The organism is Phaeobacter sp. 11ANDIMAR09 (assembly GCF_001294455.1).
Lineage (GTDB): Bacteria > Pseudomonadota > Alphaproteobacteria > Rhodobacterales > Rhodobacteraceae > Pseudophaeobacter.
In genome coordinates, this window is the sequence record NZ_LIKT01000004.1 from 1 (window position 1) to 16,759 (window position 16,759).

Annotated in this window: 14 protein-coding genes, 1 other RNA gene and 1 riboswitch; of the genes, 8 read left to right on the plus strand and 7 right to left on the minus strand. The window is 58.8% G+C overall.

Annotated features, from left to right (window positions below):
• Window positions 1-152: 152 nt before the first annotated feature.
• Window positions 153-497: a YbaB/EbfC family nucleoid-associated protein gene (locus AN476_RS04210; protein ID WP_009809886.1), complete on the minus strand. Its 345-nt coding sequence runs from the start codon at window positions 495-497 to the stop codon at window positions 153-155.
• Between the two features lie 158 nt (window positions 498-655).
• Window positions 656-2,482 carry a DNA polymerase III subunit gamma/tau gene (locus AN476_RS04215; protein WP_054459740.1) on the minus strand — a complete coding sequence of 609 codons (1,827 nt, stop codon included), beginning with the start codon at window positions 2,480-2,482 and terminating at the stop codon, window positions 656-658.
• 291 nt (window positions 2,483-2,773) lie between these two features.
• Here AN476_RS04215 and AN476_RS04220 point away from each other — a divergent pair, with 291 nt between their 5' ends.
• Entirely contained in the window at window positions 2,774-3,289 is a 516-nt protein-coding gene (locus AN476_RS04220; RefSeq protein ID WP_054459967.1) for a protein-tyrosine phosphatase family protein, read from the plus strand.
• 82 nt (window positions 3,290-3,371) lie between these two features.
• Here AN476_RS04220 and AN476_RS04225 read toward each other — a convergent pair whose 3' ends face one another.
• From AN476_RS04225 to nudC, 3 genes are all read right to left on the minus strand, one after another.
• Window positions 3,372-3,803, minus strand: coding sequence for a hypothetical protein (locus AN476_RS04225; RefSeq protein ID WP_157063676.1), 432 nt, complete (start codon window positions 3,801-3,803; stop codon window positions 3,372-3,374).
• Window positions 3,804-3,917: 114 nt separating this feature from the next.
• Window positions 3,918-4,149: riboswitch (cobalamin riboswitch) on the minus strand.
• A gap of 147 nt (window positions 4,150-4,296) precedes the next feature.
• Entirely contained in the window at window positions 4,297-4,764 is a 468-nt protein-coding gene (locus tag AN476_RS04230) for a DNA polymerase III subunit gamma/tau (RefSeq protein WP_054459741.1), read from the minus strand.
• Window positions 4,765-4,832: 68 nt separating this feature from the next.
• Entirely contained in the window at window positions 4,833-5,819 is a 987-nt protein-coding gene (gene nudC, locus AN476_RS04235) for an NAD(+) diphosphatase (RefSeq protein WP_054459742.1), read from the minus strand.
• A 364-nt stretch (window positions 5,820-6,183) separates the two neighbouring features.
• On the opposite strand from nudC, the gene AN476_RS04240 reads away from it, so the two are divergent.
• Together AN476_RS04240 and ffs are read left to right on the plus strand one after the other, a co-directional pair.
• Complete coding sequence (locus AN476_RS04240) at window positions 6,184-8,025, plus strand: 5'-nucleotidase C-terminal domain-containing protein (protein WP_253279830.1); 1,842 nt, start codon at window positions 6,184-6,186, stop codon at window positions 8,023-8,025.
• Between the two features lie 112 nt (window positions 8,026-8,137).
• Window positions 8,138-8,236, plus strand: an RNA gene (gene ffs, locus AN476_RS22340) — signal recognition particle sRNA small type.
• Between the two features lie 118 nt (window positions 8,237-8,354).
• Here ffs and AN476_RS04245 read toward each other — a convergent pair.
• Together AN476_RS04245 and AN476_RS04250 are read right to left on the minus strand one after the other, a co-directional pair.
• The gene (locus tag AN476_RS04245) at window positions 8,355-9,005 is read right to left on the minus strand and encodes a hemolysin III family protein (protein WP_054459744.1); all 651 of its coding nucleotides are present in this window, start codon (window positions 9,003-9,005) and stop codon (window positions 8,355-8,357) included.
• 99 nt (window positions 9,006-9,104) lie between these two features.
• Window positions 9,105-9,938: a prephenate dehydratase gene (locus AN476_RS04250; RefSeq protein ID WP_054459745.1), complete on the minus strand. Its 834-nt coding sequence runs from the start codon at window positions 9,936-9,938 to the stop codon at window positions 9,105-9,107.
• 120 nt (window positions 9,939-10,058) lie between these two features.
• On the opposite strand from AN476_RS04250, the gene AN476_RS04255 reads away from it, so the two are divergent.
• From AN476_RS04255 to AN476_RS04275, 5 genes are all read left to right on the plus strand, one after another.
• Window positions 10,059-10,565 (plus strand): cytochrome c family protein, encoded by a 507-nt coding sequence (locus AN476_RS04255; protein WP_054459746.1) that lies wholly within the window; start codon window positions 10,059-10,061, stop codon window positions 10,563-10,565.
• 245 nt (window positions 10,566-10,810) lie between these two features.
• Window positions 10,811-12,790 (plus strand): extracellular solute-binding protein, encoded by a 1,980-nt coding sequence (locus AN476_RS04260; protein WP_083464235.1) that lies wholly within the window; start codon window positions 10,811-10,813, stop codon window positions 12,788-12,790.
• Between the two features lie 9 nt (window positions 12,791-12,799).
• The gene (locus AN476_RS04265) at window positions 12,800-13,888 is read left to right on the plus strand and encodes a microcin C ABC transporter permease YejB (protein WP_054459747.1); all 1,089 of its coding nucleotides are present in this window, start codon (window positions 12,800-12,802) and stop codon (window positions 13,886-13,888) included.
• Window positions 13,889-13,892: 4 nt separating this feature from the next.
• Window positions 13,893-14,999 carry an ABC transporter permease gene (locus tag AN476_RS04270; protein ID WP_054459748.1) on the plus strand — a complete coding sequence of 369 codons (1,107 nt, stop codon included), beginning with the start codon at window positions 13,893-13,895 and terminating at the stop codon, window positions 14,997-14,999.
• A 129-nt stretch (window positions 15,000-15,128) separates the two neighbouring features.
• The gene (locus AN476_RS04275; RefSeq protein WP_054459749.1) at window positions 15,129-16,715 is read left to right on the plus strand and encodes an ABC transporter ATP-binding protein; all 1,587 of its coding nucleotides are present in this window, start codon (window positions 15,129-15,131) and stop codon (window positions 16,713-16,715) included.
• Window positions 16,716-16,759 lie beyond the last annotated feature (44 nt).

Below are 16,759 nucleotides of genomic sequence, written 5' to 3' on the forward strand. Positions count from 1 at the left end.
CTTTCGAGTTTGAATTCTGAAAACGCGGTCTCCCGTTGGGAGTCCGCGTTTTTTGTTTTCGGATACCACCGGTGGCCTGCCTGTCGCGGGGCAAAACAAAAGGCGGCCTTATCAAGACCGCCTTTGCCGATGAGATCATCGCTGCCTGTCTGTTAAAAGGGCAGCTTTATATCCTTGGGCAGCCCCATGCTCTCGGTGAGATTGGCCATTTCTTCCTGAGCTTTCACGGCAGCCTTGGACTGGGCATCCTTGATCGCGGCGAGGATCAGATCTTCTACAACTTCTTTGTCATCCCCAGAAAAGATCGAGGGATCGATGTCGAGCTCTTTCAGTTCACCCTTGGCTGAAGCCGTGGCCTTCACCAGGCCAGCCCCTGCTTCGCCAACCACCATGACATTGTGCAGCTCTTCCTGCATCTCCGCCATTTTGGTCTGCAGTTCTTGTGCCGATTTCATCATCTTGGCCATATCGCCAAGACCGCCGAGGCCTTTGAGCATCTGTTTTCTCCTAAAGTGCTTTGTTGGGATCTAAATACGGAGCCAGGGCTTTGTACACAAGAGGCTGTGCTCTCTAGCGGTATACAGGGTGGCAAAGTGCCAGGGGTGATCCTGGCCCCACCTGCCTGTCGGGATAGGAGTTCCTGGCGGACAACGGACTAGTCCTCCTCAAAGGGGTCCCATTCGTCTTCGACCTCAGGTAGGGCTTCAGCTTCCACTTCTGCGGCCAGTTCCTGTGCTGTGCGGATGCGGGTGATCTTGGCCTTGGGGAAGTTCTCCATCACCGCTTGCACCAGCGGGTGTTCGCTGGCCTTGGCACGCAGAGCGTTTTCAGCGGCGTTTTCCAGCTCGGTGATGGTATCCCCGCCGCCCTCGTTCTCCAGCGAGATGATCCAACGGGCATGGGTCCAGTTCTGCAGCTGTTGCCCAAGACGGGCGGCCAGATCCCGGGGCGCATCATCGGTTGGCTGGATGGTGATGCGGCCCGGCTGATAGGAGACCAGGCGCAGGTAGGTCTTTACATATTCCAGCAGCAGCCCGTCGCGGCGCTGGCGGATCAGTTCAACCACATGTTCAAAGCTGGGGTAGCGGGCCAGGGCCTGCAGTGTTTCCGGGGCCAGCGCTGTTGCGGTGCCATTGCCGCCCTGTGCAACCGGCGCGCCGTGAGGCGCGCCACCGGATGCCATGGGCGCTCCGTCAGGAGCGCCTCCGCCCGCCGCAGGTGCTCCCAGGCTCTGCATGGGAGAGGTAGCAGGGCCATAGCCGCCTGAATTCATGCCGCCGCCTGGACCACCCTGGGGCGGCGGTGGCGTGTCCTGTAGCTTTCGGATCAGCTCTTCGGGGCTGGGCAGATCGGCCACATGGGTCAGGCGGATCACCGCCATCTCGGCGGCCATCATGGCATTGGGCGCCGCCGCGACCTCTTCCAGCGCCTTGAGCAGCATTTGCCACATTCGAGTCATCACCCGCATGGGCAGGGCTTCGGCCATCTGCTGGCCACGCGCACGCTCATCCGGGCTGACGGTGGGATCCTCGGCCGCATCCGGGGTGATTTTCACCACTGAAACCCAATGGGTGATCTCCGCCAGATCGCGCAGCACCGCCAGAGGATCGGCCCCTTCGGCATATTGGGCCCCCAGTTCGGTCAGCGCCCCGGCGGCATCGCCGCGCAGCACCATATCCATCAGATCCAGCACCCGCCCGCGATCGGCGAGGCCGAGCATGGCGCGCACCTGATCGGCAGTGGTTTCGCCGGCGCCATGGGAAATCGCCTGATCCAGCAGCGACGTGGCATCACGTACCGAGCCTTCGGCAGCACGGGTGATCAGGGCGAGGGCATCCTCTGTGATCTCGGCGCCCTCGGAGCTGGCGATTTTGCGCATCTGGGCGATCATCACTTCAGGTTCGATCCGACGCAGATCATAACGCTGGCAGCGCGACAGCACCGTCACCGGCACCTTGCGGATTTCGGTGGTGGCAAAGATGAATTTGACGTGGGCGGGCGGCTCTTCCAGCGTTTTCAGCAGCGCGTTAAAGGCGCTGGTGGAGAGCATATGCACCTCATCGATGATGTAGATCTTATAGCGGGCCGAGGCGGCGCGGTACTGCACCGAATCGATGATTTCGCGAATGTCGCCCACACCGGTGCGGCTGGCAGCATCCATTTCCATCACATCAACGTGGCGGCCTTCCATGATGGCGGTGCAATGCTCGCAGACGCCGCAGGGCTCGGTGGTGGGCTGGCCGGTGCCATCTGGACCAATGCAGTTCATCCCCTTGGCGATGATCCGCGCGGTGGTGGTTTTACCGGTTCCGCGAATACCTGTCATAATAAAGGCCTGGGCGATGCGGTTGGTTTCAAACGCATTTTTCAGCGTTCTGACCATGGCGTCCTGGCCTATCAGATCGGCAAATGTCTCGGGACGGTATTTCCGCGCCAGGACTTGATACTGAGGCTGGCTGCTGTCGCTTGTGCTGTCGTTCATAGGTCTCTTGCCGGATTCGGAAGGCGGGATCGCCTCTGCGCAAGGTACGCGGGTGGGCGGGCTTCGTCCACCGCTGTTGACCAACCGGGGGGCAGCGGGTCAGACTTTGATGTCGGCCCTGGCTTGGGGGCGGGTTTGAGGCGTGTTGGCCGGGCCTGTTGGGCCCGTTTTATTGGTGCGGACCTCGGGTCTGTGATGCCGGAGTGTGTGACATGAAAAAGTCTGTGGCAAATACCGCCCCTTTTGGCAGAGCCTGTGCAGGCTCTGCGCACGCTTCAGCGGGTAGGCGACATGGATGATCACCTCAATGAGCCTGCCGCAAGCTCGCTTACCCTGCATGCGCTGAGCGTTGAAGACGGTATTCTGGCGCTTTGCCCCTTGCCAGGGGGAGGCGGTGACTATGCGGGTGATATGGATCATCTGCATGATTGGCAGCCGGGGCTGGTGATTTCGATGACCACCGAAGTCGAACATGTTGGCGCCGGAGCTGCTCCCCTGGGGCAGGATATTCAGGCCATGGGATGCCGTTGGATCCATTTGCCCCTGCCGGATTTTTCCGCCCCAACCAAAGAGATGTTGGTGCAGTGGCCCGAGGCCAGCGCGCTGGCGCTCCAGGCCTTGCGTGGCGGTGGGCGGGTGCTGGTGCATTGCAAAGGCGGCTGCGGGCGCTCGGGCATGGTGGTTCTGCGCCTGATGATTGAGGCCGGAGAAAATCCCACCAAAGCCCTGAGACGCCTGCGCGCCGTGCGTGCCTGCGCTGTGGAAACCGAAGACCAGATGGCCTGGGCCCTGGCAGCGGCCAGTTGATCCACTCTATTTTGAGGTGAGCGGGGCATGGGCGCGCAGACTTGGAGTGGAACCACAAATAACTGCGCTGCCCCAAACAAGACTAAAGCGCTGGATGGGAAACTGGCACATCAGGCAGGTGATGCGGCAGCCTTGGGATGGCTTGGCCCATTGCACAGGGGCGGTGATCCAGTTGGGTGCCGGAAAAGCCCTGCGCATCTGGCTGGAACAGGCTGTCAGCAAAAAGCTCTAGAGCCTTGCTATCGGTGGCTGCCTCGACGTCGCAATACACCCGAATGCGGTCATGGGTGGCGATGAAGCGGGCAGGGCAATGGCGGGCGCAGCCATCCAGCAGGCTTTCACCGCAGAGTTCAAAGTCTGGGGTAGTCACTGGCCGCGCCTTGTCCACCGCCCCCGCCAGCGCTGCGAGCATCCGGGACAGGGCCGGGCAGGGCGCGCCGAGGTGCATACAGATACTTTGAGAAAAGTGATGTGTTTCCTTGGTGGGTTTTTTCAGGTCCATCGGTGTCATCATGCGCCCTCCGCGCGGCGGCCGGGGATGACAGGCGATGGCATGAGAACGAGCGCGACTGGCAGATAGGGGTGCCGACCATCATCTCATGCACCCGCCCGGACTCCCCGCCCAGTTTCGAGTTTCATTCGTGATGGCAGGTCTCCTGACTTGCGGGTCGATGCGGTTTCGGTCCTTCCCGGCAGGGCGTTGATGCCTGTGCCAGTGGTTCACCCGAAGCGCTCGCCGCTTACAGTTGCGGGGGCAGTCGTGGACTTGGCTGGGCTGCAAAGCCTGGCCGCACCACGTTCCCTTTTCATCCCGGGCACAAGATTTATGTGCCGCAAGAACCATCGACACTAGGGCTATCGTCGACTGGGATGAGTCGTCAATCAAGAACTGCTGGAAGCCTGGGCAATTGGTGCCACAACGAACATTGGGCACCCAGGGGCGGCAGGTGCCAAGGGGCGGCGGCAGCGAGACTGCCCCCAGAAACAAGCGTCCAGCCAGAAAAAGGTCAGGCGCTGTGGCTGACGCGGTCTTCTGTCAGGCTGGCAAATTCCGCCACGCGATGTTTGAATCGCTTATTGACTTTGGAACGTGCCAGTTTCAGCGATTGCAACAATAGCCGCCCGGACAGGGTCTTGGCCTTGATCTTTACCTTTACCGAAAGCCGGGTGCGCCGTGGAGACAGGGCCAGAAGCTCAATCTGGCTTGTGCCGCTGAGGCTGTTACTTTCCCCGTCCAGCGCGATCAGGGTGGAAGGCTCATAGGCGGACAGCTTCAGCTGCAAATCACGCGGCTTACCGCGAAAGTCAGCCCGCACGTCCCAGGCCATGCCCACCTGCGGGTTGGCTTCGTTGCTCAGGCGCTGGACTTCGATGCCGCGCCGGATCGCCGAGCGTTCAAAACTGCCAAAATCTGAGATCGCTTGAAAGACTTCGGCGAGAGGTGCCTCGACGTCTTCATTGCTCGATAATTCCATAATATGCCGCCTGACCCCTGGGTCAGCCCTCAGAGTTTGTATTCGTGTGTGTTGGTAGAATAATCTTCTTAATCCAAGGTGTCCGCAAGCCAGTTTTCCAAAAGAAAATGTGCGATTGCGCCCTTTCTTGCTGGTTTGATCACGGGGTGCTCTCCTGCAAAGACAGTCATCATATCCTGACGGCTTACCCAGATTGCATCTTCGATTTCATGCGGGTCGATGGTGATGTCACGGCTGGTGGCGCGACCACTGCAGCCAAACATCAAAGACATAGGAAAGGGCCAGGGCTGACTGGACAGATAGCCAACTTCGGCGACCGCGACGCCGGTTTCTTCAAAAACCTCCCGCCGCACGGCGGCTTCCAGAGTTTCTCCAGGCTCAACAAATCCGGCCAGCAGCGAATACATGCCTTCGGGCCAACCGGGGGAGCGGCCCATCAACACGTCGTCGCCATGGGTGATCAACATGATGACAACCGGATCGGTACGGGGGAAGTGCAGCGCTTTGCAGCTGGGGCACTTGCGCTGCCAGCCGGCCTGACTGACTGCGCTTTTTTCACCGCAACGGGCACAGAATTGATGCGACTGATGCCAGGACAGCAGGGCCTTGGCGGATGCCGCCAGCTCGGCCTCCAGCGGCGTAAGACGCGCCATGATGCGCCGCAGCTCAGCAAAGACATAGCCTGCGGGTAACGCGGGATGCTGTTGTTCGCTGAGATCAGCAAAGCTGGCCAGGGCCATCTCGTCCAGTGCATCCGGCTTCCAGGCCCCGAGGTCGCAGGCAAAATGCTCAGCCCCGTCAGCCGTTGCCCCAAGATACAGTGCCGAGCTGCGATGTTCCATTGCCAACGGGTGGTCCGCTCCGACCCAGGCCAGACCGTCTGGCCCGCGATCCGGGTCTGAACGTTGGCTGAGCACCTTGCCCCGCCAGGTCATCAGAACCTGTGTCTCGGGAGCTTCCCAGGCCCTGTCCAGAGCCGCGGGATCATCGCGCAGCTGAGCCTTGCGATCCAGACCACCGCCGCCACCAAAGGTCACCTGTTCTGCTCGTCTCATCTGTCACTCCCTGCAGGCTTGTGTGCCGCCAGAACTGCGGCGTTTCCCGCTTTTTGGCGCATTTGAGCAAAGTGATGACCTCTTGTCGCAGAAAATACCAGTCAATCTCTGCTAAATTGGTCGTCAAAGGGGCTGCCTGGCCCGGCTTGACTTTGCTTCTTGCCGGGCTAGCTCCAGAGCAACTTGGTTAATTTTTCTTAAAGATGATGTATTTGAAGGCTTTGCAAATTCGTGAAACGCTGTTTCATAGAAAGGGCGGTTCTCAGAAAGGGAGCTCGTGAAGCAAGAGATTGGACCAGGTAGTGACAGCTGTGACTTCAGCGCGATGACAGAGATGACGGCTTCCAAGTCAGGGGCTACCGGCATGTTGCGCATCCTTGCGACAACTGATCTGCACTGCAACCTTCTCAGTCGGGATTACTATGCGGATCGGGAAGATCCGGGGGTTGGATTGTCGCGATTGGCCAGCCTTATTTCTCTGGCACGCAGAGAAGTCACGGATCAGGGCGGGGTCGCCCTGCTACTGGACAATGGTGATGCGCTTCAGGGCTCTCCGATTGGGGAGACAGCGCTGCGGATCGATCGGGAAGATTTCTCTGTTGGTGTTACAGGGGAGCATCCGTTGATGTCAGCCTTCTCGGCCTTGAAATATGATGCTTTGGGCTTGGGAAATCACGATTTCAACTTTGGTCTGCCGGTGCTGGATGCAGTGCTACAAGACGCGCCCTGCGCGGTTGTCTGCTCGAACATGGAGGCTGTTGCCCCCGACCGCCAGTTGCCCTTTGTCAAGACGGTCATTTTGGAGCGGCGGATCGCGGCCCTGCCGGATGCCCCCGATTTAAAGATCGGGATCCTCTCTGTGCTGCCGCCACAGACGATGATTTGGGATGCACATTTGCTGGAGGGCGAAGTGCAGGTCCAGGACATGGTCCAGGCCGCCACGGCCAGTGCTGCGGATTTGCGGGCGGCGGGATGTGATTTGGTCATTGCCCTGGCTCATACCGGAGTGGACGGCGAATTCCCGGTTCCAAACATGGAAAACGCCCTACGCCCCATAGTGGCGACCGCTGGCATTGATGCGGTGATTGGCGGCCACACTCATCTGGTCTTGCCCGATCCCGCACATGCCTTTGCCAAACCCGTGGTCATGCCAGGTGCCCATGGTTCGCATCTGGGGCAGATTGATTTGCAGCTGCGCTACGGAGAGGGGGGCTGGGCGGTTGCCACTTGGCAGGCCAGCGCCGTTCCGATTTCGCGCCGCGATGCCTGGGGTAAGCTGACGCCACTGGTGGCAGAGGATCCAGATCTGGTGGCGATCTTGGCGGAGGCCGATGCGCAGACCCAGGCGCGGATGAAAGAAGCCGTTGGGCATAGTTGCGGGGCTCTGCATTCCTATTTCACTCTGTTTGGGCAGGACCAGGGGCTGGCTCTAGCGGCCTGTGCACAAATTGCCGCGGTGCGGCCCATGTTGGCAGGGACCCCGGCTGGCGATTTGCCCCTGCTCTCGGCGGTCTCGCCGGGGAAATTTGGCGGGCGCTCCGGGCCCGAAAACTACACGGATATTGCGGCGGGGGAGCTCTGCATGCGCAATGTTGCGGATCTGCAGGTATTTCCCAACGCGGTCTGGGCCGTCCAGGTCAACGGTGATCAGCTGCGGGATTGGCTGGAAATGTCGGCTGGCATGTTCAATCAAATCACCCCGGAAAGCCGCAACACCGAATTGGTGAATTTGGAGCGCGCCGGGCATAATTTTGATGTGATCTTTGGCTTGAGCTACGAGATTGATGTCACGCAACCGCCTCGGTTTTCCTCCTCCGGTCTGTTGATCAACCAAGAAGCCCATCGAATAGAAAACCTGTGCTGGAATGGGGCGCCTGTGTCTGGCACTCAGCAGTTTACAGTTGTGACAAACAGCTATCGGGTCAGCGGCGGCGGAAATTTCAAAATGGTGCAGGAGGCGGATAGGCTGCGCCTGCCTCGTCTCAAGGTCCGAGATGCGATCTGTGACTATGTCTCGGGGCAGCTGCCCGAGGATCCGCTGGCCACGGCCGGTTATCCCTGGCAATTGAAGCGGATACCGAGCACCCGGGTGGCGGTCTATACCGGACCGGTTGCACGTAATTACCTGGATGAGCTGCCAGAGGGCCGGGTTGAAGATCAGGGCGTGACTCCCAATGGTTTCCTGAAGCTGCGCCTTACTCTGTGATCTCAGTTGACCCTGGGAGCCGTGCCAGGTGGGTCTCTCGGCTCAGCTTTTCCACACAATGGTGTAGGTTAGGGCTCTTGTCTTTGTGGCAAACTCTGCCTATATCGGGATTCGAGAGGTTGGCGCGGGCAGGCGCCTCGCCAACCTGGTCAGATCCGGAAGGAAGCAGCCACAACGAGCCCCGCTTGGGTCGATGTCCAGCCTCTCACCTTATTCCCCCTCAATTGCGTAGAATATTTGATGGTTTTGCAGGCTTGCTCATTCGGCCCGGCGGTGGAGCAAGGGCAGCCGTAGCTATAGACGTTTTCCTTGGGGAGGCGCGCTCTAGGTTAGAACAGCGACATCCAAATACCTGTAAACATAAAGATGCCTCCGATATTCACCCATATGTGCCAGATGGCATAGCGATAGGGCAGGGTCTTGCGGGCGTAGAATCCTGTGCCGATCACAAAGCTGGTGACCCCCAAGAGGATGCAATAGAGGCTGGCGGTGGGGATCATGGTCAGATCTGGCAGTGCCCCGAGCCCAATGGCGCCCAACCCTAGGTAAGACGCCGTCGACCAGCGGGATTTCACGTTTTCATTGGTGATTTTGTTCCAGATGGCCAGGGCGGTCAGCCCCCAACACAGGAACAGAAGTGTCCAGGTCCAGGTGGTGCCTGCTTGGACAAAGAAGGGGGTGAAGGTGCCAGTGATGCTGGGATAGATCGCAGCATGGTCGATGCGGCGCAGCAACAGGCGGCGGTCATGCCAGGGGGCAAAGTGGTAAAGGCAGGAGGCAATATTGGAGGCCAGCACTGAGAGGACGTAGAGGCCCAATGCGGCGACCAGTCCGATGTTGAGTCCAGTGCTTGCCTTGTAGGATAGAGCTGCTCCGGCCACTAGGATCAGCCCCAGCCCCACGGCATGAACCCTCATATCGGCACGGCGATGCGCCGGATCGGCACTGGGGTAGGTTGTGACAGGCGGTGTGGCGGTCATGACGGACTCTGGGTGAGGATGCCCCCCAGCGATAAGAAGGATGCATCTGAGAGTCTAGATTTCCGGAGCGTCAGCCAGGCCCAACAGATCGGAGGGTGGTTAGTAGCGCCCGTTGTCGGCGGGGTAGACGCCGAGAATCTCCACATTGGTGGTGAAATAGGCCAGTTCATCCATCGCCAGTTGCACGTTTGCATCATCCGGGTGACCTTCGATATCCGCATAAAACTGCGTGGCGGTGAAGGATCCGTCGACCATGTAGCTTTCCAGTTTGGTCATGTTGATACCATTGGTGGCAAAACCACCCATGCCCTTGTAGAGCGCCGCGGGAATGTTGCGGACCTGAAAAACAAAGCTGGTGATCATGCCATGGGCTCCACGCCGGGTGATGTCCGGCTCGCGCGACATGATCAGGAAACGGGTGGTATTGTCGCCCCGATCCTCGATCTTTTTCTCCAGCACATCCAGCCCGTAGATCTCGCCTGCCAATTCGCTGGCCAGGGCTGCTGTGTGGATGTCACCGGCAGCGGCCACATCGCGCGCGGCCCGCGCATTGTCGGGGCTGACGCGGCCCATGATGTTGTTTTTACGTAAAAATTCACCGCACTGTGGCAGTAGAACCAGATGCGATTTGGCCTCGCGGATGTCTTCCAGCTTGGCGCCGGGGACGGCCAGCAGGTTGATATGCACCCGCACAAAAGCCTCGTCTATGATATGCAGCCCACTGTGGGGCAGCAGCCGGTGGCTATCGGCCACCCGCCCATAGGTCGAGTTCTCAACTGGCAACATCGCCTGGTCGGCAGCGCCTGAGCGCACCGCCTCGATCACATCTTCAAAGGTGCTGCAGGGCAGCACCTCCATATTGTGACGCGCATTGCGGCAAGCCTCATGGCTATAGGAGCCCAGCTCCCCCTGAATGGCGATTTTTCCGGTCATCAGTGCGACTTTCCTGCAAAACTTCAGCAAACGGGCATTTCGTCGCGTTGTCTATACCTTGCCACTGACGAGTGGAAGCCTTAGACAACGACCCAGACAGCTAAAACGGACACGCGATTCATGTTTGACACGATGACCCTAACCAAAGCGACCGCAGGCGTTTGCGGATCGTTCCTGGTGCTTCTTCTGGGCCACTGGGCCGCGGATGTGCTCTATTCGTCAGATGCGCACGGTGAGCAATCTTATGTAATTGAAGTAGCAGATGCGAGCGCCGCTTCTGAAGATGTGGTTGAGGTCAGCTTTGAAGAGCTGATGGCCTCGGCTGACGCCGGTAAAGGCGCCAAGGTCTTCAAGAAATGTGCCGCCTGCCACAAGCTGGAGGCGGGTGTGAACTCCACCGGTCCTTCGCTTTACGGTGTTGTAGGACGTGCCACAGCCGCCGAGGCGGGCTTTGGCTATTCCGGTGCGCTGACAGCTCTGGGGACGACCTGGTCCGCAGAAGAGCTGGATGCCTTCCTGACCAAGCCTTCGGCCTATGCTTCGGGCACCTCGATGTCCTTTGCCGGTCTGCGCAAGCAAAAAGACCGGGTGAACCTCATCGCCTATCTGGACAGTCTCGACGACTGATCCTGACCTGACCTAAGGGTTGGATTGAAACACGACAAAAAGGTCGCGGCAGATGTCGCGACCTTTTTGGTGTTTTGACGGCATGTCTGGATTTGTCGCTGAGGTTTTCGGCTTGATCACGCTCTTTCGATCCGGTGGAGCCCTGGATCGCGCAATCTCAACTTGAATGTTACTGCCTGCGGGCCTTAGCTTGAGAGACAGGAAAACCGGACCAGTCGAAGGCCGGGCAAAGGAGGTTGTGACAGATGACATCCCATATGGCAGGCAATCGGGCGGACATTCAGACAGATCGTTTGGCAGAACAGAGACGGCGACGGGCCGGGGTTCAGGCCCAGGTTCGGGCTATCGCGCCTGCGACTGGAGGTGTCTTGCACGCAGCCTTTGTGTTCGGTCTCATGCTCTTTCTGCTTCTGACCTTGCCGCTGCGGGCAGAGGAGGGGGCAATTGTCAAAAGTCACGGCTTTGCAGAGTTTGGTGAGCTGAAATACCCGGCTGGATTTGCCCATTTTGACTATGTGAACCCGCAGGCCCCCAAGGGCGGTGAGCTGGCGATTTCGGCGGTGGGTACGTTTGACAGTATGAACCCCTTTACCCGCAAGGGACGGGCTGGAGCGCTGGCGTCGGAGCATTTTGAAAGCTTGATGATCGAATCCTATGACGAGCCGGGATCCTATTACGGGTTGGTTGCCGAAAGTCTAGAATATCCGGAAAGCCAGGATTGGGTGATCTTTAATCTGCGCCCCGAGGCGCGGTTTTCCGATGGCAGCCCCGTTACCGCAGAGGACGTGGTGTTTTCCCATAACATCCTGCTGGATCAGGGCTTACAATCCTATGCCGAAGCGGTACGCAAACGCATCCCCAAGGCCGAAGCCCTAGGCCCGCAGCAGGTGAAGTTCCATTTCTCGCCGGATTTCCCGCGCCGCGCGATGATCAGTCAGGTAGCAGGCACTCCGGTGTTTTCCAAAGCCTGGTTCGAGGCCGACCCAGAAAATCGCCGTCTTGATGAGCCGCGTCTGGATCCGGGCATCGGATCGGGGCCCTATATTCTGGAAAAGGCTGATATCAACCAGCGCATCATCTATCGTCGCAACCCGGACTATTGGGGCGAGGGTTTGAATGTGAATATCGGTCGCCACAACTATGACAGCATCCGGGTGGAGTACTTTGGCGATACCATCGCTGCGATGGAGGGCTTCAAGGCCGGTGTCTATACTGTGCGGCCCGAAAACAACTCCAAGAGCTGGGCCACGGCCTATGAATTTGATGCCATCGCAAATGGTGATGTGATCAAGGATGAAATCCCCAATGGCAATGTGCCTGCGGCCAGTGGATTTGTGATGAACCTGCTGCGGCCACAATTTCAGGATATCCGTGTGCGCGAAGCGGTACAGCTTGCCTATAATTTTGAATGGACCAATGAGAGCCTGCAATATGGGCTGTTTCGGCAGCGCAGTTCTTTTTGGCAGGACAGCGCGCTGGAGGCCAAGGGCCTGCCGGAAGGGCGTGAGCTGGAGGTGCTGACCGCGCTGGGCGATCAGATTGAGTCCGGGCTTCTGACCTCGGAGCCTGTTATGGCCCATGCCTCAAAACCTAAACGCCCCAACGACCGCCGCAATCTGCGTCGCGCCATGAAGTTGCTGGATGAAGCAGGCTGGGAAGTGAACAGCGATGGGATGCGCCAAAATGCGGCTGGCGAATTGCTGGAGATCGAGCTCTTGCTCGACAGTCCTTCGCTGGAACGTATCGCTGCCCCCTATGTGTCCAACCTGCGGGCCATGGGTGTGGATGCCCGGCTGAACCGGGTTGACTATGCGCAATACACCAGTCGCCGCCGGGAAAAGGACTTTGACATGGTTTACTTTGCCTATCCAAAGTCTCTGGAGCCTTCGACAGGGCTGTATCAGCAGTTTGGGGCCGAGGCGCATCAGTTCTCAGTCTTTAACCCAGCTGGCCTGGCAGATCCGGCGGTTGATGCGCTGATCGGAAATGTGGTCGAAGCCAAGACACAGGAAGACCTGCAATCCAATGCCCGGGCGCTGGATCGGGTGCTCCGGGCCAAACGGTTTATGGTGCCGGCCTGGTATCTGGACGTTAGCTGGATCGCCTATTGGAAGCAATATGCCTATCCGGAAAACCTGCCGCCCTATTCCACCGGTTTGCTGGACCTTTGGTGGGTGGATGCGGAGCGCGAGGCTACGCTGAAAGCCTCTGGCGCCTTGCGGTAAGGGCGCGGTATGGCAGCCTATATCCTCAGACGCCTGCTTTTGGTGATCCCGACCCTGTTTGGCATCATGGTGGTGAATTTTACCCTGGTGCAGTTTGTTCCCGGCGGCCCGGTAGAGCAAATCATCGCCCAGCTTCAGGGCGGTGGAGATGTCTTTGAGGGCTTTGCCGGTGGTGGGGGAGATGCCGGCGGGTCTGCCGTGATCGAAGCCAATGACAGCTATGCGGGCCGACAGGGCTTACCGCCGGAACTGATCGAAGAGCTGCAACAGCAGTTTGGCCTGGATAAACCTCCGCTGGAACGTTTTGGCGTGATGCTGCTCAACTACCTGCAGTTTGACTTTGGCGAGAGCTATTTTCGCAAGATTGATGTGACCGATTTGGTGCTGGAGAAAATGCCAGTGTCGATCTCTCTGGGGCTTTGGTCGACCCTGATCGCCTATTTGATCTCGATCCCGGTGGGTATTCGCAAGGCTCTGCGCGATGGTTCGCGCTTTGACACTTGGACCAGCGGTGTGATCATTGCGGCCTATGCCATTCCCTCTTTCCTGTTTGCCATCATGCTCTTGGTGCTTTTTGCAGGTGGGTCTTACTGGCAGATCTTCCCTTTGCGGGGGCTGACCTCGGACAATTTCGAAGACCTCAGCCTCTTTGGCAAGATCGCGGATTACGCCTGGCACATTGCCCTGCCGGTGATTGCATCAACCATTGGCGCCTTTGCCACGCTGACCTTGCTGACCAAGAACTCGTTCCTGGACGAGATCAAAAAGCAATATGTCATCACCGCGCGGGCCAAGGGGCTGAGCGAACACCGGGTGCTTTATGGTCATGTGTTCCGCAATGCCATGCTGATCGTGATTTCCGGCTTTCCTGCAGTGTTCATCAGCATATTCTTTGCAGGTAGCCTGATCATCGAGACGATTTTCTCGCTGGATGGGCTGGGCCGACTGGGGTTCGAGGCCGCCGTGGCGCGGGATTATCCGGTGATGTTTGGCACCATGTATATCTTTGGTCTGATGTCACTGGTGGTCGGGATCATCTCCGATCTGATGTATGTGCTGGTTGATCCCCGCATCGACTTTGAAAAGCGGGAGGGCTGAAGGCATGGCATTGTCCCCGCTTAACCAACGTCGTTGGAATACCTTCCGCCGCAACAAACGCGCCTATTGGTCCCTGTGGATCTTTGCGGTGCTCTTTGGCCTGTCGCTCTTTGCTGAGTTCCTGGCCAATGACAAACCCATCCTGGTGAGCTATCGCGGCGAGCTCTATGCGCCCATTTTCAATTTCTATCCCGAGACCACCTTTGGCGGCGATTTTAAGACCGAAGCGACCTACCGTGATCCAGAGGTGGAGTGCCTTATTCGATCTGGCGGAATGGAAGACTGCTTTGATGCGCCTGAAGATATCATCGCGCAAATCGGATTGGGCGACTATTCGGCAGAAGGGTTTCATAAGGGGTGGTCGATCTGGCCGCTCATCCCATATTCCTACAACACTTCTGTGGATCGTCCGGGCGCCGCGCCGCTGGCGCCGAATTGGCAGAACCTTCTGGGCACAGATGACACCAAGCGCGATGTGCTGGCGCGGGTCATTCATGGCTTCCGTTTGTCGATCCTGTTCACCCTGATGGTGACGGGCGCGGCCACGCTGATTGGAATTCTGGCCGGGGCAATTCAGGGCTATTTTGGCGGCTGGACAGATCTGGTGTTCCAGCGGGTGATTGAGGTCTGGAGCTCGGTGAATTCGCTCTACGTGATCATCATCATGTTTGCCATTCTGGGTCGTAGTTTCTGGCTTTTGGTTGGGTTGATGATCCTGTTTGGCTGGACCTCCTTGGTTCCGGTGGTGCGCGCCGAGTTCCTGCGAGCACGCAATCTGGAATATGTCCGCGCGGCCAAGGCCCTGGGTGTGGGCAATATGACCATCATGCTGCGCCATATGCTGCCCAATGCCATGGTGGCGACGCTGACCATGCTGCCCTTTATCATCACGGGCACCATCAGCGCGCTGGCGGGGCTGGATTTCCTAGGCTTTGGCCTGCCGTCCTCGGCACCCTCGCTGGGGGAGCTGACCCTGCAGGCGAAACAGAACCTCGAAGCCCCCTGGCTTGCCTTCACCGCATTTTTCACCTTTGCCCTGATGTTGTCGCTGCTGATTTTCATCTTTGAAGGCATCCGCGACGCCTTTGACCCAAGAAAGACCTTTTCATGAGGTGGCTTCTCAAACCACCGACTCACCCGGCTGGAAGCCGGGCAGTGCCAGACCGCCCCCAGGGGCGGGCACTTCGTTTCCGTCCGCGGTCGAGCACCGCCCTATCGATTGCTGCAGGCAAGAGCTGACATGACAGAATCCCCAATCCTTCAGGTCAAGAACCTGTGCGTCTCCTTCCGACAAGACGGCGAGGTCAACCAGGCCGTCAAAGGTGTGTCCTTCTCGGTTGGGCGGGGGGAAACTGTGGCCTTGGTCGGCGAATCCGGATCGGGGAAATCCGTTTCTGCCCTGTCTACTGTCTCGCTCCTGGGCGATAGCGCCATCGTCGAGGGGTCCGTCACCTATGACGGGGTGGAGATGGTGGGCGCGGATGAAAAGCACCTGATGCAGGTGCGTGGCAATGACATTAGTTTCATCTTTCAGGAGCCGATGACCTCGCTCAACCCGCTCCATACCATTGAAAAGCAGCTGGCAGAATCCCTGGCGCTGCATCAGGGATTGCAGGGGCAGGTGGCGCGGGACCGGGTTCTGGAGCTGCTACAAAAGGTTGGTATTCGCGACGCTGAAAGCCGACTGAACGCCTATCCGCACCAGCTTTCAGGCGGGCAGCGCCAGCGGGTGATGATCGCCATGGCCCTGGCCAATAAGCCTGAAGTGCTGATCGCGGATGAGCCTACAACGGCGCTGGATGTGACCATTCAGGCGCAGATCCTGGAATTGCTGGCTGAGCTGAAGGACAGCGAAGGCATGGGGCTGTTGTTTATTACCCATGACCTGAATGTTGTCCGGCGTATTGCGGATCGGGTCTGTGTGATGAAAGACGGTGAGATCGTCGAGGAAGGCCCGGCAGCCGCGGTCTTTGACAATCCACAGCATGCCTATACCCAGAAGTTGCTGGCAGCAGAACCTTCGGGCATTCCCGAGCCGGTGGCGCCGGAGGCAGCCGAGATGATCCGCACAGAGGATCTGAAAGTCTGGTTCCCGATCCAGAAGGGGCTTTTGAAGCGCACTGTCGGTCATGTGAAAGCGGTCAATCCAACCTCAATCCGGGTGCGGGCAGGGGAGACGCTGGGTATTGTTGGCGAAAGCGGCTCGGGCAAGACAACAATGGCGCTGGCAATCATGCGGCTGATTGCCTCTGAGGGCGAGGTGCGGTTTCGCGGCGATGACCTGCGGCAATGGTCGACGCGGGATCTGCGCAGCCTGCGCAAAGACATGCAGATCGTGTTTCAGGATCCCTTTGGCTCGCTGAGCCCGCGGATGACCTGTGCCCAGATCATCGCCGAGGGGCTGGCCATTCACAAAATTGATCAGCACCGCCCTCCGCGCGAGCTGGTGTCGGAAGTGATGGTGGAGGTCGGTCTGGACCCCGCAACCATGGACCGCTACCCGCATGAGTTTTCCGGCGGGCAGCGCCAACGCATCGCCATCGCCCGCGCCATGGTGCTGCGTCCCAAATTGGTGGTGCTGGATGAGCCGACCTCAGCCCTGGACATGACGGTGCAGGTGCAGATCGTTGAGCTGCTGCGGGATCTGCAAAGACGCTACGGGCTGGCCTATCTCTTCATCAGCCATGATCTCAACGTGGTGCGGGCGATGTCGCATCAGGTGGTGGTGATGAAGCAGGGCGATATCGTCGAGGCGGGAGCGGCTGAAGCGCTGTTTGAAAACCCGCAAGTGGACTATACGCGCCAGCTTCTGGCCGCAGCGCGGTAAAGCGAAAAGGGGGGGCTCCCGCGCGCTTAGCCCTTGCCAAAGGC

What these genes read in the sequence shown, in the direction of transcription:
- AN476_RS04245 (WP_054459744.1), bottom strand. Translation starts at nt 9,005, where the DNA reads ATGACCGCCACACCGCCTGTCACAACCTACCCCAGTGCCGATCCGGCG.
- AN476_RS04255 (WP_054459746.1), top strand. Translation starts at nt 10,059, where the DNA reads ATGTTTGACACGATGACCCTAACCAAAGCGACCGCAGGCGTTTGCGGA.
- AN476_RS04240 (WP_253279830.1), top strand. Translation starts at nt 6,184, where the DNA reads ATGTTGCGCATCCTTGCGACAACTGATCTGCACTGCAACCTTCTCAGT.
- AN476_RS04270 (WP_054459748.1), top strand. Translation starts at nt 13,893, where the DNA reads ATGGCATTGTCCCCGCTTAACCAACGTCGTTGGAATACCTTCCGCCGC.
- AN476_RS04210 (WP_009809886.1), bottom strand. Translation starts at nt 497, where the DNA reads ATGCTCAAAGGCCTCGGCGGTCTTGGCGATATGGCCAAGATGATGAAA.
- AN476_RS04275 (WP_054459749.1), top strand. Translation starts at nt 15,129, where the DNA reads ATGACAGAATCCCCAATCCTTCAGGTCAAGAACCTGTGCGTCTCCTTC.
- AN476_RS04225 (WP_157063676.1), bottom strand. Translation starts at nt 3,803, where the DNA reads ATGATGACACCGATGGACCTGAAAAAACCCACCAAGGAAACACATCAC.
- AN476_RS04260 (WP_083464235.1), top strand. Translation starts at nt 10,811, where the DNA reads ATGACATCCCATATGGCAGGCAATCGGGCGGACATTCAGACAGATCGT.
- nudC (WP_054459742.1), bottom strand. Translation starts at nt 5,819, where the DNA reads ATGAGACGAGCAGAACAGGTGACCTTTGGTGGCGGCGGTGGTCTGGAT.
- AN476_RS04230 (WP_054459741.1), bottom strand. Translation starts at nt 4,764, where the DNA reads ATGGAATTATCGAGCAATGAAGACGTCGAGGCACCTCTCGCCGAAGTC.
- AN476_RS04215 (WP_054459740.1), bottom strand. Translation starts at nt 2,482, where the DNA reads ATGAACGACAGCACAAGCGACAGCAGCCAGCCTCAGTATCAAGTCCTG.
- AN476_RS04250 (WP_054459745.1), bottom strand. Translation starts at nt 9,938, where the DNA reads ATGACCGGAAAAATCGCCATTCAGGGGGAGCTGGGCTCCTATAGCCAT.
- AN476_RS04220 (WP_054459967.1), top strand. Translation starts at nt 2,774, where the DNA reads ATGGATGATCACCTCAATGAGCCTGCCGCAAGCTCGCTTACCCTGCAT.
- AN476_RS04265 (WP_054459747.1), top strand. Translation starts at nt 12,800, where the DNA reads ATGGCAGCCTATATCCTCAGACGCCTGCTTTTGGTGATCCCGACCCTG.